Origin of the sequence: Candidatus Alcyoniella australis (assembly GCA_030765605.1) — a bacterium.
Lineage (GTDB): Bacteria > Lernaellota > Lernaellaia > JAVCCG01 > Alcyoniellaceae > Alcyoniella > Alcyoniella australis.
In genome coordinates this window covers 1-14,545 of the sequence record JAVCCG010000112.1, presented here as the reverse complement: position 1 = coordinate 14,545, position 14,545 = coordinate 1, and the positions used below count along the sequence as shown (strand labels likewise).

Sequence of the window (14,545 nt, the reverse complement as noted above, 5' to 3'; positions counted from 1 at the left end):
TGGTTATTCGTGAAGTTGTCCACGATACGAGCTTGTGCGGCAGCAGATGGTATGCTATTAGCATTACGCCTTTGATGGGTGAATACATGGGTCTGATAAACACAATCCTCAAGAAATACTTCTGGGCTTTGACCCTGTGCTTCCTGGGTCTGAGCGCCTATCTCACCGCCGGGGTCTTCACCTCGGCGATCAGCGGCAAGCTCCAGGCCGCCAGTCCATCCGTGCTCTCGGCGCAGGTCCAGCGTCCCAAACCGCCGCCGCCGCGCAACACGATCCTGCGCATGATCGTCGATCGTTCGCTGTTCAACTCGGCCGCCGTGGGGCAGAACCTGATCGGCCAGGGGCATTCCGAGGCGGTTGAGACCGACCTCAACGTCGAGCTCAACGGAACGGTGATCTGGGGCGAGCACGGCCGCTACGCGATCATCACCGACCGCGGCTCCAAACTGACCGAGGTCTACACTTTGGGCGACACCCTGCTCGCCGACGCCACGATCATGGCTATCGACAGCGGCGTGGTGACCATCGACCGCAGTGGCGAACAACAGATCCTGCGGCAGATTCCATACTACAGCGGCAAGAACGCCAACTCATCGACCTCGATCGGCCGCAGCCGTTCCACCGGCACGTCCTCGGGTTCGCCGATGGAGAACTCGGTGGAGGAGGTCGGCGACGGCGAGTTTAATGTGGCACGCGAGTTCGTCGACCAGATGATCGAGAATCCCGCGGCCCTGGCCGGCCAGATTCGCGGTCGACCCGTGGAGGACGGCTTCAAGTTCGGCCGGATTCCGAAAAACAGCCCGCTGTCGCAAATGGGGCTCAAACGCGGCGACATCGTGACCTCGATCAACGGCCGGCCGGCCAACAATACCGCCGAGCTGCTGCGCCTGATGGCTGATTTGGGCACGACCTCCAGCATTACGATCGATGTCGATCGCGGCGGCCAAACGATCCCGCTGACCATCAACCTGCGCTGACCCGGCACCTTTGAGGTGCCACAAAACTCGCACAGTACGCTGGTCTTAATGCACCGATCCTCCCCGCGCCCGGGCGGCTTAGAGCCGCTGCAAAACTCGCGGCACCTTTGAGGTGCCACAAAACTCGCGGCACCTTTGAGGTGCCACAAAACTCGCGCAGTACGCTGGTCTTAATGCACCGACCCTCCCCGCGCCCGGGCGGCTTCGAGCCGCTGCGAAACTCGCGCAGTACGCTGGTCGTAGCGCCACGACCCACCCCGCGCCCGGGCGGCTTAGAGCCGCCACAAAACTCGCGTAGTTCGCTGGTCGTAATGCACCGAGCCTCCCCGCGTAGGAAGATGTTGGGGAGACGGAGTAAAGATCGAGAAATCGATCTTTGTGTGTGGGGCGAGCGGCGCATTGCCTCAGGGTTTTCATAAACTCCTCACCTTGCCACCTTGATCAACACCTCTTCTCTCGGCATAAATCCGAGGCCAATTTTTAATCGAAATCGATTCGCTTCGTTGCCCGAGGAACACGACGTCTTTCGGTCCCCTCCGGATGAAAACCCTGATTCAACGCACCGCTCGCCAGGGGGTGGAAATGCAGGCGGCGCAGCGCGAGACGGGCTGCGCCGCTTTTTCTCCCCCGCGCGAGCAGTGGCGGGACAAAACCTGAAGCGTGATGGATCGCTCTGCGCGTTCTCATCCGTGGATGGACTGATAATCGGACTTGGCAGGTACAGGTGCCATGCCACAACCGCCAATTGATCATCGTAGTAAACAGCTTGTCTCGATGCACCAAGGGTCTTTGAGAACGCGCTGAACGATCCATCGCGCGTAAATCCCTCGACAATGCCCTGCTCGCGCCCACCCAATAATGTTATTCAACATTATTACCCTCCCCACCATCGTCCGATGCGAAGAAGGTCGGGAAGTAAGCCAATCCCGCGACGCGGGGCAGATCGGCGCTAAACGATCGGGGAAATATGCGAGCTATGCGGGCACCTCAAAGGTGCCCCTAAGTGCTGATCTTGGCTGTGGCCAGGCCGATGCGCTCGGAGCCGCGGAACCAGCCGTCGCGCGCGTTGTAATACAGCCGCAGCTCGTCGCCGTAGACCACCGGGTCAAAGGCGTAGACAAAGGCGTTCTTCCACCCCGGCTCGGGCGCGACGATCGGCTCGGGCGAAACCTGTCTAAACTCGAAGCCGTCGGCAGAGTGCATCAGCACGATGGCTGAGCGCGATTTACCTTGGGCGTCGCGGTAGATCCCGTTGTTGAAAACCCACCAGCCGCCCTCGCCGTCGTTAAGTACCTTGATCGAGCCCGCGCCGAAGTTGAGCAGCGGGTTGTCCGGCTGCGGCCCGAGCAATGCGCCGGGCCGCCTGGTGAACGGCCCGTCGATTGATTGCGACGTTGCCACGCCGATGTACTCCGGCTCGAAGTACAGGCAGTCCCAGAGCCAGATCCAGCCCGAGCTGAAGTACAGCCGAAACTCGTCGCCCGTCTGCACCATGCACGGGTTGCCCAGAAAGCGGATCGCGCGGCCGTCGAACTCGTTGTGGCCCGCGATCAGCAGCGGCCGGGGCTCGCTCCAGGCTTGCAGGTCCTGCGATGTGCGGCAATAGATTCCGCTGAGCCAGGGCCGGGTGTGCAGCTCGTAGAACAGGTGGTAGGTCTTCTCGTGCCGGAAGATGTGCGGCCTGATCCCGCGGCACAGCCGCTTACCGCAACGCTCCCACGCGATGCCGTCGTCCGAGACGTAACGGTTTAAAAAACCCACGCTGTTGGCGATCATCTGCCAGCGTCCGTCGTGGGTGCGTTGCGGAGGCAGCAGCGTGGGGTCGGCGATCATCCACTGCGGCCGCGGCGGCTCGATCAGCGGGTTGGCCGGATGGTCGATCCATTGCGCGTCTGCCAGCTCGAGTTTCATCGATCCTCCGATTGCGGTTGCTCGCCTGATGATAAATTGCTGTTGCACTGTTCGTCGATCTTGATTGGTATCGGCCTATCCAGGCGCACGGCGGGCGGCTGGATCAGTGTGCGATAAGCCAGGGCCTCGACCCCGGATTGCAGGGCTTGGCACAGCAGGTCGGCGTATTGCGGATCCTTCTCGTGGGCCGCGCGAAAGAATTCGCCGTCCGGCCGGTTGACCACGTAGAGCATCACCGCGCGGATTCCGCGTTGCCGCGCCAAGATCAGTTCGCGCAGATGCTTGCGCCCGCGCTCGGTGCTCGAGTCGGGAAAGGCGATGGCGCCCTGGGGCATCGGCAGGGTGGTGTTCTTAACCTCGACGTAGCAGTCGGGCAGCCCGTTGCCCTGGAGCAGAAAATCGATCCTGCTACTCGAGCTGATCTTGTACTCGGGCCGCACTTGGTCGTACTGCGCCAACTCGGGGATCCAACGTTCGAGCAGCGCCTCGCGCGCGATCTGATTCGTGCGCATGGTGTTGATTCCGACCCAGCCGATCGCGAGTTCGATCCATTCGGCGCTGTGACTGAGCTTGCGCCCCTTGCCCTTGCCAGGGCTTGCCAGCACGCGCGCGCCGGGCTCGAGGCAGCCCTCCATGCTTCCGGAGTTGGGGCAGTGCACCGTGAGCAGCGATCCGTCGTCGAGCTCGAGGTCCATTAGAAAACGCTTGTAGCGGCGCACCAGCTTGCCGCTGATCAGCGGACCGTCGACGATCATGGTTTTACCAGCCTGCGCATGGTGCGCCCAGCCTGAGAGATCGCCTGCAATTCGTCAACCGGGTGCGGATTGTGTTTTATCGTAGATCCGCACTGGGATATGTTAGGGGAAACAACGATCGGTGGGAGTTGAGTATGAAGCGGACCATTGTTGTGCTGCTGATCGCCATTGCGCTGTGCTCGCCGTTGGCTGCCATTGCCCAGGAGCCGCAGCAGATCGACACATCAATGACGATCAGGCAGGTGATCGGCGCGCTCAAGGCGCAGCATCCCGGTCTGGCGATCACCGGCCAGGCGTTGGCCCACGAGCTTGAGCTTGCAGTCGATGTGGATAAGAACACGCCCCTTGACGAGCTGGGCGTGAACCAACAGCAGCTCGAAGCGCAAGTAGCGCATCTGTTGGGCCACGAGGAGAGCGGGGCGCAATATCTGAAGTATCCGCTCTACGTGTTGCTTGTGATGATAGCCATGGCCTACCTGCTCAAGCTGGGCATCCCGCGCAACGCCGATCCCAAACAGCGCCGGTCGTACTACCCGCAGTGGGTCTACGTCGCGGTGCTGATCTTCAGCGTGCTGGTCCTCGGATTCGCCCTGGGCAAGAGCCCCAACCCGATGGAGGGCGCGGTCAAGGTCTTCAAGTCCTCGGTCGGGCTCTACGAATCGTTCTGGGTCAAGTTCGGGCTGGCCTCCTTCTTTCTCGCCCTGGCAATCGTGGCCAACAAGGCGGTCTGCGGCTGGGCCTGCCCCTTCGGGTCGCTGCAGGAATTGATCTACATGCTGCCGCTGGCGCGCAAAATCAAGCGTCGGCGGATGCCGTTTTGGCTGACCAACGGCCTGCGCGTGCTGCTGTTCGTGGTCTTCCTGTTGTTGCTCTACGGCGTGATCGGCCGTAAGGGCTACGTGATCTATCACAAGCTCAACCCGTTCAATCTTTTCAACCTCGATTTCAGCGACATGCTGATAATCGGCTTCGCCGCGCTCTATTTGGTGCTGAGCCTGTTTTTCTACCGGCCGTTCTGTCGGTTGATCTGCCCCTTCGGCCTGATATCGTGGGTCGTCGAGCGGCTGAGCCTGACCAGGGTCAGGATCGACTTCGAGCGTTGTATCGACTGCCGCGCCTGCGAAAAGGCCTGCCCCTTGAGCGCGGCCAAGGACCGGCTGGACAAACGCCTGCTGCCCGCGGATTGCTTCTCGTGTATGCGTTGCTTGCGCGTCTGCCCGGTCGACGCGATCCACTACCGTCCGGTCTGGGGTCCGCCCTCGTTGCCCGTCGAGTCCGTCCATGCCGTGACTGCGGCCGATTCCGTCGATCCTTGACACGCAACGCAAGGGGGCGATCTAATTAATTCTTTATGCAGACGGCTGGTGAGACATTGAGGGATAGAAGTTGGTGAGTGCGGTCAACGGCTCGCAGCGGGGGAATTTCAACCTGCCCAACGCGCTGACCGTGGCGCGCGCCGCATCCGTGCCGCTGCTGGTGGTGCTGCTGTGCCGCCGCTCGTACGAGATCGCCTTCTGGCTGTTCGTGGCGATGGCGGTCAGCGACCTGTTCGACGGACTGCTGGCCCGGCTGCTGGACAGCCGCACCGATTTCGGCGCCAACCTCGATCCATTGGCCGACAAGCTGACCCAGCTCGGAGCGTTCCTGCCGCTGGCGCTGGTGCCGCTTGAGGAGAACGCGCGGCCGCTGATCCCGTTGTGGATCGCGCTGGTGATCGTGGCCCGCGACCTGATGATCACCGGCGGGATCGTCTACCTGCGAAAGATCGGACGCCCGGTGCCGATCGATCCGTTGTGGATCGGCAAGGTCTGCACCAACTTCCAATTCTACGCCGCCTCGAGCGCGATCCTGCTGGCCTACCTGAGCACGGTGGCCGCCGACTGGCCCGGGACCGACTACGCGCGTGCGCTGTTCTGGACGCTGATCACCGTTGCCGTGGCGCTGACCGTCTGGTCGGGCGTAAAGTACTTCATCCGCGGCCTGCTGATCCTGCGCGGCGGCGACCGCGAGACGGACGAGATCCAATGAACCAACACGTACCGCTCAATGTCCTGTGGAACAATCCCTGGGTGCGGCTGGCGACCTACGTCGTTGCCGTGATCGCGGCGGTGGGCCTGGTGTGGTACTTCAGCACCCTGCTTACCGCCTTTGCCGCGGCCTTTCTGCTGGCCTACATCTGCGATCCGATCATCGACCGCCTGGAGAACCTGGGCGTGCGGCGCTCACTTGGGATTCTGATTCTGATATTGGCGCTGGCGTTGCTGCTGGCCCTGCTGTTGCTGATCGTGTTTCCCGGCGTGGCCCAGGAGATGGGACGGGTCGGCCAGCGCACCAACGACTACGCCCAACGCGTCACACAGGATGTAGTGCCCTGGATCGAGGACACGTTCTCGGTCGAGCTGCCGCACAGCTACTCGGAGTTCACCGACCGACTGCTGGCCGACGAGCAGCGCCTGGGCTGGCTGGCCCAAAAGTTGCGGCAGCCGGCGACGGCCGCCCTGTCCAAGGTCTTCTCCAGCCTCTCCAGCGTGGCGGTCTCGCTGCTGTGGCTGGTGGTGATCCCCGTGGCATGGGTCTATCTGCTCAAAGATATCGATTCGCTGATCCAGCGTTGCCGTTCGATGCTGCCGGCGCGACACAAACAGACAATCGTCGACCACCTGCGTCGGATCGACGAGGCGCTGGGCAACTTCCTGCGCGGGCAGCTGATGGTCTGCGCGCTGCTCGCCGTGCTCTACGCCGTGGGCCTGAAGTGGATCGCCCAGGTGCCGCTGGGCGGTACGATCGGCATCATCGCCGGCCTGATCAGCTTCGTGCCGTACCTCGGGCTGGTGCTGGGCATTATCCCGGCGCTGTTGCTCGCCTGGCTCGAGCACGGCGACCTGCTGCACCCGGCGCTGGTCTGCGCGGTGTTCGTCGTGGTGCAACTGGCGGAGGGGAACTTCATCACGCCCAAGATCGTCGGCGAGAAGCTCGGCCTGCATCCGGTGTTGGTGATTTTTTCGATCATGGTCTGGGGACAGGTGCTCGGCTTTTTAGGCATTCTGCTGGCACTGCCGATCACCGCGGTGCTCAAGGTGTTTTGGGAAGACTTTGTCAAGTGGTATTCTGATCAATACCTTAGCGCCGCCGGTGGGGACGCGGATGGATGATAAAAGAGATAAACACGACTTGAAAGACGACCGGGTCGACGAATCAGGCGACGACGAGGGCCATACGGAGAAGCTGTGGAAGGAGCTCGAACGCGACGAGGAGTCGGTCGAATCCAAAGACCCGTCCTGGATCGACCGTTCCCAGGAGGTTCCACAGACCAGCCCCGGCGATGCGTCGATCGATATCAATGCGATCGGACTGCAGTTGCGTCGCGGGCAGCCGCCGCGACGCGAGCCGCCACAGCCGCCCCGCACCGTGCTCAAGCCCAAGGCCAAACGCTCGGATAAATCGGCGAGCGCGAAATTGTTCGGCGGGCTGATCAAGCTGGTGCTGACACTGCTGTTGCTCGCGGCGCTGACCGCGGTGCCGATGTATTTCCTCGCCCCGGAACCCAGCTACCGTTTGGTGGTGATGATCAAGGATAACTTGCTCAAGTATCGCGGCGACGCCGGTGGCAATCTAGAGATCGTCAAGCGCGGAGTTTGGCAGCAAGTGGCCCCGGCCATGGAGGTGCGCAGCATCAAGCTCAAGCGCAGCAGAAACATAACCGGAGTTACGCTGGAGTGCGTACGGATGCGGCTGGGCGAGTACAACTTCCACGTACTACAGCTCGAAGGCTACAAGCAATCGACTTACGCCTCGAAGCTGCGCAGCAACATGGGCGCCGTGATGCTGATCAACGGCGGGTTCTACAACGAACAGGGCCAGCCGCTGGGCATGCTGCTGATCAACAACCAGGAGCGCAGCCACCTGGTGACCCGCGGAGAGCTCGGCGGTGTTGTGGCGATCAAGGGTCAAACGCTGGAGCTGGTCGATCGCCAGGGTTTCCGCACCTACAAGTACGAGGACGCGGTGCAGACCGGCCCGTGGCTGGTGCGCGCCGGCCGCCAGATGACCGAGTTTAAAAATCCCTGGCTGGTCGATCGACGCTCGGCGATCTGCACCAGCGGCCAATACGTGATCTTTGTTACCACCGACGCGGTGATCAACGGGCTGTCGTTCAGCGAGCTGAGCCACATGCTCGCCCGGCCCGAGGATCGCGGCGGCCTGGGCTGCGTCGACGCGTTAAACCTCGACGGCGGCAGCTCGGCGATGCTCGCCTGGGCCGGCGATAAGGACAAAGGCGCGGTGCGCGGCTTCAGCAAAACCCCGGTACTGATCAGCGCCTTCAGCATGCACTGAGGCTAAAACACCGCGTACATAAACAGCGCCTGTTTGCCCGCGGCGAAGCTCAGCAGCAGCAGCAGTCCGGCGAACAGCCCGGCGCCGATCAGCACGTCGATCAGCCAGCGTTTAATCATCTGAACTGCACCCCCTGGATTCCCAGCAGCGCCAAGTAGGCGCTCAGCGCCTCTTTAAACGGCAGCAGGAACATCACCCAGCCCAGGGCAACGAAGTTCAAGGTCAGCAGCCACGAGGCGTATTTGCGCCAGGTCGACTGCGGCCGGTACAGGCCGTGTTGTTTGCGCAGGTTGCGCCACAGGCGATAGATCGTCAGCCCCGCGCCGTGGTACAGGCCCCAGGCCAGGAAATGCCAGCCCGAGCCGTGCCACATCCCGCACAGCCCCATGGCGATCAAGGTGTTGATCCCGGCCCGCAGCTGCCCGCTGCGATTGCCGCCCAGTGGATAGTAGATGTACTCGGTGATGAAAGCCGTGAGGCTCATGTGCCAATGCCGCCAGAAATCGGCGATGTTGGTCCGGGCGTAGGGCCAATCGAAGTTCTCGCGGATGCGGATTCCGAACAGGCGCGCGATGCCGATCGCCATGTCCGAGTAGCCCGAGAAATCGAAGTAGATGTGCAGGGTGTAGGCGTAGAGCGCCAACCACAGCAGGGCCGTGGGCGTCTCATCCGCATACTTCAGCGCCCGGCCCAGCTCCCAGAACGTGTCGGCCAGCACCAGCTTTTTAAACAGGCCCGCGGCCACGCGGCCCAGGCCCACGCGCAGATCGTCGAAGGTCGGACGCGCGCCCGCTACGGCCTGGGGGTCGAACGCGCCGAAGCGCTCGATGGGACCGGCGGGCAGGGTCGGGAAGAACAGCACGTAGCCCGCCAAACGCAGCGGCCCCGCGGTCTGGATCCGGCCGTAGGACACGTCGGCCAGATAGCTGATCATGCGAAACACGAAGTAGCTCAGGCCCAGGGGCGCCAGCCACTGCGGCGAGCTGAACTCCTGTAGTCCAAGCGTCGCGGCCAGCGATCCGGACATCCCGAGCAGCCACTGGGAATATTTACCGACCGCCAAGATCGCCAGCAGTCCGGCGACCCCGAGTCCCACGCCGAGCCTGGGCCTGCCGCGGCCCACGAGCAGCCCCAACAGCCAGACCCAGAGCAGCATGGCCGCCACCAGCAGCAGCGAGCGCCAGCCCTCGAGCGCGAAGTAGCACAGTGAGGCGAGCAGCATCCAATGGCCGCGCAGCCGCGCGGGCAGCAGCATGAAGACCGCCCACACCAGGCAGACGAACAGCGCGAAGCCCGTGACGATCCAGCTCATTGCGTCAGCTTTGCGGCGATCGGCCCGGCCAGCCGCTGGGCCAAAATCCGGTGTCCGGGGTAGAGCAGGTGGTCCAGGTCGCCGAACCACTGGCCGGGCACCGCGTCGGACAAATCAAGCAGCCCTATGCCGCGGCCCTCGACCATCACTGCGATTTGCCGTTTGAACTGCTCGTAGGCCGTGGGATCCAGTAGGCCGGATTGATTGTTGAACTCGCTGTTAAGCGGCGTGATGTAGACCACCGCGGGGATCTGTTCGCGTCCGAGCAGCTCGAGCACTTGCTCCAGGAAGAAGAAGTTGCTGTTTTCCTCCACCGGCACGATTTGCTCGTAGACCGTGCGCAGCAGGTCCACGCGTCCTGGCTCGAGCCGTCGCCAGCGGTCGGGCTGGCGCAGGAAATCCGGGGAGCCCGCGGGCTCGACCAAGTCCGGCGCGGACGCGCTGAGCACGTTGCCGGCCAGGGCCGTGTTCAGCGGGTTTTGGCGGCCGAAGATGATCTCGTTGTACAGCGGCAGCAGCCGCGGCATGGCCCAGCGTCGGGCGATGGAGTTGCCCAGCAGCGATTCAAAGCGTTGCCGACGGCTGAACCCCGAGCGCGCTGCCGCGCAATCGCGCTCCTTGGGCCGCGCCAGGCCCCACAGCCGCGAGTAGCGGATCGCGGCCGCGTCGACCACATAGCTGCAGAAGAACTTGACGTTGATCGTCAGCACCACCAAGTCCGGCGGATCGTCGGCCAGGCTCGAGAGCAGCAGATAACAATCGCCCATGGTGATCCCGGGCACCGCCAGGTTGAAGGCGCGCAAGTTGGTCATGCCGTATTCGCCGCGCAATCGGCGCTCGACCAAATAGGGCGCGGCTTCCTGGGGCAGGGTGTAGAGGTTGCCCGCGATTACCGAGCTGCCCAGGAACGCCACGCGTCGGCCCTGATGATCGTGATAATCCTCGAGCAGATAGGGCATGGCCGAGATCGACGCGGTCTGGTTGCGCAGCAGCAGGTTGGGGCGGTCGAAATAGCCCAACAGCGCCCAATCGAGCAGCCAGACCAGGGCGAACAAAGTCAGACCGATGCGCAGGATCCGTCCGGCGATTTTAAAATAATTATTTATATCACGGGGTTGAGCCAATCGCGCGCCTCTTTTCCCAATCGGAAATGGTAACGGCCGGGAGCAATGCAAGTCAAGTCTCGCCATTGATCCGGCAGGGCCTGTTTGCTGGACACTCCCTTGCGATTCTCTTAAGATAGACGTTCACCGTCCGAGCCGAAGTGTGCCTGCGATCGGTGCATCGGCCCGAATGGTAGAGGTGTAGCTATGTCTGGCACAGTAGCAGTCATCGGCCTGGACGGCGCGACGTTCGACCTGATCGACCCCTTGGTCCGTTCGGGGCGGTTGCCGCACATCAGCCGGATGATCGACCACGGAGCGCGGGGCGAGCTGAACTCGACGATCCACCCGCTGACGCCCCAGGCCTGGGCCAGCATGGCCACGGGGACCAACCCCGGCCGTCACGGCGTGTTCGACTTTGGCCAGCGCAAACCGGGCTCCTACAACATCGAGCTGGTCACTGCGGCGCAGCGTCACGGCGAGGCGCTGTGGGAAACCGCCTCACGCCACGGCAAGAGCGTCGGCGTGATAAATATGCCGCTTTCTTGGCCTTTTAGGCCGGTCAACGGTTTCATGCTCGGTGACATGCACGCGCCCTCGGTCAAGCTCGGGACCTATCCGGACGAATTCTGGCGAGAGGTGCTCGAGATCTGTCCGGATTACCGGCTGGACGTGATGCGTCACTGGTACGACGGCGAGCAGCCCTTTATCCAGGACGTGGAGCAGCTCGATAGGGTGCATTGCGCGACCTGTTTGGGATTGTTCGAGCGCTATCGTCCGCAACTGTTCGTACCCGTGCTGCTGGGGATCGACCGCACGTCCCACGCCTTTTTCGGTCGGCTGGACCTTGAGGCCGACGACCTGGGGATCAACGACCCGGCGGCCGCGTCGATCGTGCGCGCCTACGAGCAGGCCGACAGCTTTGTCGGCGCGATGCTCGACATGCTTGGCCCGGACGATACCCTGCTGTTGATCAGCGACCACGGCTTCGGCCGACTCGAGCGCGACGTGAACCTCAACCACGCGCTGATCCAGGCCGGACTGCTGTGCTTCGACCCGCAATTGGTGCGTCGCGCGGCTGAGCAATACGTGGAACCCGAGCACGATGACGACCCGCGTCACGCGTGGCACGCGGGGCTGGTGACCGGGCCGCTGCAAGCGCTGCCGCAGTCCGATGCGGCGATTGCCCAGGGCCGGATCGATCCGCGGCTGCGCAGTTTCGAGACCGTGGACTGGCCGCGCACGCGCGCCTTTGCCCACGGCCTGTTCGGCAACGTCTCGATCAATCTGCGAGGCCGGGAGCCCCAGGGCGCGGTCTGGCCCGGCCGCGATTATCACCTCGCGCGGGAGGAACTGCGCGAGCTGCTCGCCGGGCTGGTCGATCCGGACGACGGTCTGCCGATCGTGGACAAGGTTTGGTTTTGCGACGAGCTGTACGACGGGCCGCAGTTGCACGCGGCACCGGATATCGTGCTGCGGATGCGCGACTACGCCTACATCACGCGCGGCGCGTGCGAGTTCCTTGCCGATCAGCTCGTCGTTCAACCGGTGATTCCGCACACGGGAAATCATCGGCAGAACGGCATACTGATCGCTCACGGCCGCGGGATCGAGGCCGGGACGCGCTTGCAGGGCGCTTCGCTGATCGACATCGCGCCGACCGTTCTGCATTTGCTGGGCCTGCCCGTGCCCGCGCAGTGCGACGGACGGCTGCTCGAGCCGCTGGCGGGCGCGAGCGCTGCGGTCCAGTACGAGCCCGCGGCAATCCAGCGCGACCTCGAACCTCCGAGTCGCGAACAGAACGAACAGATTCGGCAACGGCTCGCCGGATTGGGATATATGGTCTGAATGTGAAACGGCACGTACTGATAGTCACCGGCGAGATGCTGCCGCTGCCGGGCAAGGCGGTCTGCGGCGGCGGACTGCGCGTGTTCAGCCTGGGTCAGGGGCTCAAAACCTTCGGCCATCGTGTGACCTACAGCCTGCCCTCCGAGCTTGTAAACGGCGATGGGGACCTGCCCGACTCGATCAAGAAATACGCGCACACGCCCGAGAGCCTCAACCGCCTGATCGTCGATCTGGGTCCGGACGTGGTGCTCTTCGAGCAGTGGGGTTTGGCGACCTACCTGGACGACGTCAAGGTGCCGGTGGTCATCGACCTGCACGGATCGCTTGCGTTGGAGAACAGCTTTAAGGGGCAGGGCAACTTCACCACCGACGCGCTGAGCAAGATACAGACCCTGCAGAAGGCCGACCTGCTGATTTGTCCGGGCAAGATGCAGCAGACTTACTTCCTGAGTTGGTTCATGCTCGCCGGGGCCGAGCCGCGCGAAGCCCAGGTGCTGGTGGTGCCGCTGGGCATGGATCCCAAGCTGCCCAAGCGCCGCCGTCGCCCAAAGGATGCGGGCGCGAGCTTTGTCTACGGCGGGATCAACTGGCCCTGGATCGACCCCGACCCGGGGCTGGATCTGCTGGCGGCGAGCGTGGCCCGCTCCAAAGGGGCGCGGCTGGAGCTGTTCGTGGGCGAGGCGCCGGTGGACTACGATCACCCGTTGTATCGCAACAACCGCGGAATCTTCACCGACGTCGGCGAGAAACTGGCGCACCGCAAGAACGTCCAATTGCAGGGTCTGGTCAGCCACGACGAGCTGATCGAAGCCTACCTGGGCGCGGACGTGGCCTACGACCTGTTCCAGCCCAACAACGAGCGTCGGCTGGCCGTGACCACGCGCACCGTGGAATACCTGTGGTGCGGGCTGCCGGTGATCTACGGCGACTACGCCGAGCTGTCCGCGCCGATCCGCGAGTATGACGCGGGCTGGGTGATTCCGCCCGACGACGAGGCGGCGATCAAGGAGACGATCAAGCTGATAGTCGCCGATCCCGACGCGGTGCGCGCCAAGGGCGAGAACGCCCGCCGGCTGGTGCGCGAGCGCTACACCTGGGACCGCACCGTGGCTCCGCTGGCGCGGTGGGTGGACAAGCCCGTGCGCCGCAAAGAACGCAGCTCGGTGATCGACGGATTTAAGAGCTACATCCGCTCCGAGTCGTTGGGCAAGATCCGCGAGCGCGACGACGAGCTGGTCAAGCTGCACAAGGAGCTGCGCGAGGCCACGACCAAGGGCCAGGTCGACCTGCTGGACAAGAGTCGGGTGATCGAGGGGCTCAATGCCCAGCTGCGCGACCTGTCGTTGGAGCACGACAAGCACCTGCGCCAGGTCAGCGTGGAGCACGACCGCAAGCTGTCCCAGACCGAGAAGGAATCGCGCAAGTCCCAGGAGAAGATCGAGCGCGAGGTCGAGCGTCGCGACAAATCGCTGGCCGAGCTGCAGCAGCAGATCGCCGGGCTGGTGCGCGACAACGAGGCGCGCCTCGGCGCCCTGCGCGACGGGTTCGAGGCTGAGAAGCGCGAGTTCCAGAAGCGGCTGACCAAGCTCGCCGACGCCAAGTCCGTGGAGATCGAGCGCATCAAGGCCCGCCACGAGCAACAGCTGGCCAAGGTCGGGGAAAAGCTCGAGCAGGCGTCCGTGTCCGCGGCCGCGGCGCAGAAGGAGCTCAACGCCGAGATTCGCTCGCTGAACAAGCGCGGCGAGCAGGCGCGGCTGGATTACGAGGCGCGGCTCAAGCAGCTCGCGACACAACGCGACGCCGAGATACGCGAGATCAAGACCGCCCAGGAGCTGCAGGTGGCGCGGCTGGGCGAGCAGGCCGGACGGCAGAGCGACAGGCTCGAGCAGTCCGCGGCCCTGCACCAGCAGGAGGTCAAGCAGCTCAGCCGTGAGCGCGACAAGCGGCTGCACGCGCTGCAATCGCAACTTGAGGCCAAGGACCTGCGCCACGAGCGTACGCTGGCATCAGCTGCTAAAAGATCCTCGACCGAGCTCGAGTCGCTGCAAAAACAGACGCAAACTCTGCGCGAGCGGCTTGAGCAGGCGGCGTCCAAGCATCAAGACGAGCTCAAGCAGTTGAGCAACGAGCGCGACGAGCGGTTGCGCGCGCTGCAAACGCAGCTTGAGGCCAAGGACCTGCGCCACGAGCAGCTGATGGCCGAGTCGGCCAAGAAGTCGGCTGTTGAGAGCGACGCCCTGCGCAGCGAGGCGCAGATCCTGCGCCAACGGCTGGAGCAGGAGGGAACCAAGCACCAGGACGAGC

The 14,545-nt window shown here is 63.5% G+C and carries 11 protein-coding genes; 7 read left to right on the top strand and 4 right to left on the bottom strand.

From position 1 onward, the window contains the following. The first annotated feature begins 86 nt into the window (after positions 1–86). Positions 87–977: a type II secretion system protein N gene (locus tag P9M14_13360; GenBank protein MDP8256733.1), complete on the top strand. Its 891-nt coding sequence runs from the start codon at positions 87–89 to the stop codon at positions 975–977. A gap of 999 nt (positions 978–1,976) precedes the next feature. Here P9M14_13360 and P9M14_13355 read toward each other — a convergent pair. Next, complete coding sequence (locus P9M14_13355) at positions 1,977–2,888, bottom strand: hypothetical protein (GenBank protein ID MDP8256732.1); 912 nt, start codon at positions 2,886–2,888, stop codon at positions 1,977–1,979. Then, on the bottom strand, positions 2,885–3,643 hold the full coding sequence (sfsA, locus tag P9M14_13350; GenBank protein ID MDP8256731.1) for a DNA/RNA nuclease SfsA: 759 nt from the start codon (positions 3,641–3,643) through the stop codon (positions 2,885–2,887). Before sfsA ends, P9M14_13355 begins: the two co-directional genes overlap by 4 nt. A 134-nt stretch (positions 3,644–3,777) precedes the next feature. On the opposite strand from sfsA, the gene P9M14_13345 reads away from it, so the two are divergent. The 4 genes from P9M14_13345 to P9M14_13330 all read left to right on the top strand — a co-directional run bounded on the left by P9M14_13345 (position 3,778) and on the right by P9M14_13330 (position 7,978). Continuing rightward, complete coding sequence (locus tag P9M14_13345) at positions 3,778–4,959, top strand: 4Fe-4S binding protein (GenBank protein ID MDP8256730.1); 1,182 nt, start codon at positions 3,778–3,780, stop codon at positions 4,957–4,959. 73 nt (positions 4,960–5,032) lie between these two features. Then, positions 5,033–5,671, top strand: a complete 639-nt coding sequence (locus P9M14_13340) for a CDP-alcohol phosphatidyltransferase family protein (GenBank protein MDP8256729.1) — start codon at positions 5,033–5,035, stop codon at positions 5,669–5,671. Next, positions 5,668–6,795: an AI-2E family transporter gene (locus P9M14_13335; GenBank protein MDP8256728.1), complete on the top strand. Its 1,128-nt coding sequence runs from the start codon at positions 5,668–5,670 to the stop codon at positions 6,793–6,795. The genes P9M14_13340 and P9M14_13335 overlap by 4 nt, the downstream gene beginning before the upstream one ends. Continuing rightward, the gene (locus tag P9M14_13330) at positions 6,788–7,978 is read left to right on the top strand and encodes a phosphodiester glycosidase family protein (GenBank protein MDP8256727.1); all 1,191 of its coding nucleotides are present in this window, start codon (positions 6,788–6,790) and stop codon (positions 7,976–7,978) included. The genes P9M14_13335 and P9M14_13330 overlap by 8 nt, the downstream gene beginning before the upstream one ends. A 115-nt stretch (positions 7,979–8,093) precedes the next feature. Here P9M14_13330 and P9M14_13325 read toward each other — a convergent pair whose 3' ends face one another. Then, positions 8,094–9,290 carry an MBOAT family O-acyltransferase gene (locus tag P9M14_13325; GenBank protein ID MDP8256726.1) on the bottom strand — a complete coding sequence of 399 codons (1,197 nt, stop codon included), beginning with the start codon at positions 9,288–9,290 and terminating at the stop codon, positions 8,094–8,096. Beyond that, positions 9,287–10,414 carry a hypothetical protein gene (locus P9M14_13320; protein ID MDP8256725.1) on the bottom strand — a complete coding sequence of 376 codons (1,128 nt, stop codon included), beginning with the start codon at positions 10,412–10,414 and terminating at the stop codon, positions 9,287–9,289. Before P9M14_13320 ends, P9M14_13325 begins: the two co-directional genes overlap by 4 nt. Before the next feature lie 186 nt (positions 10,415–10,600). Here P9M14_13320 and P9M14_13315 point away from each other — a divergent pair, with 186 nt between their 5' ends. Next, positions 10,601–12,241: an alkaline phosphatase family protein gene (locus P9M14_13315; protein MDP8256724.1), complete on the top strand. Its 1,641-nt coding sequence runs from the start codon at positions 10,601–10,603 to the stop codon at positions 12,239–12,241. Between the two features lie 2 nt (positions 12,242–12,243). Continuing rightward, the coding region (locus P9M14_13310) for a glycosyltransferase (GenBank protein ID MDP8256723.1) at positions 12,244–14,545 on the top strand (2,302 nt) is incomplete at its 3' end.

What these genes read in the sequence shown, in the direction of transcription:
- P9M14_13360 (MDP8256733.1), top strand. Translation starts at nt 87, where the DNA reads ATGGGTCTGATAAACACAATCCTCAAGAAATACTTCTGGGCTTTGACC.
- P9M14_13355 (MDP8256732.1), bottom strand. Translation starts at nt 2,888, where the DNA reads ATGAAACTCGAGCTGGCAGACGCGCAATGGATCGACCATCCGGCCAAC.
- sfsA (MDP8256731.1), bottom strand. Translation starts at nt 3,643, where the DNA reads ATGATCGTCGACGGTCCGCTGATCAGCGGCAAGCTGGTGCGCCGCTAC.
- P9M14_13345 (MDP8256730.1), top strand. Translation starts at nt 3,778, where the DNA reads ATGAAGCGGACCATTGTTGTGCTGCTGATCGCCATTGCGCTGTGCTCG.
- P9M14_13335 (MDP8256728.1), top strand. Translation starts at nt 5,668, where the DNA reads ATGAACCAACACGTACCGCTCAATGTCCTGTGGAACAATCCCTGGGTG.
- P9M14_13330 (MDP8256727.1), top strand. Translation starts at nt 6,788, where the DNA reads ATGGATGATAAAAGAGATAAACACGACTTGAAAGACGACCGGGTCGAC.
- P9M14_13325 (MDP8256726.1), bottom strand. Translation starts at nt 9,290, where the DNA reads ATGAGCTGGATCGTCACGGGCTTCGCGCTGTTCGTCTGCCTGGTGTGG.
- P9M14_13315 (MDP8256724.1), top strand. Translation starts at nt 10,601, where the DNA reads ATGTCTGGCACAGTAGCAGTCATCGGCCTGGACGGCGCGACGTTCGAC.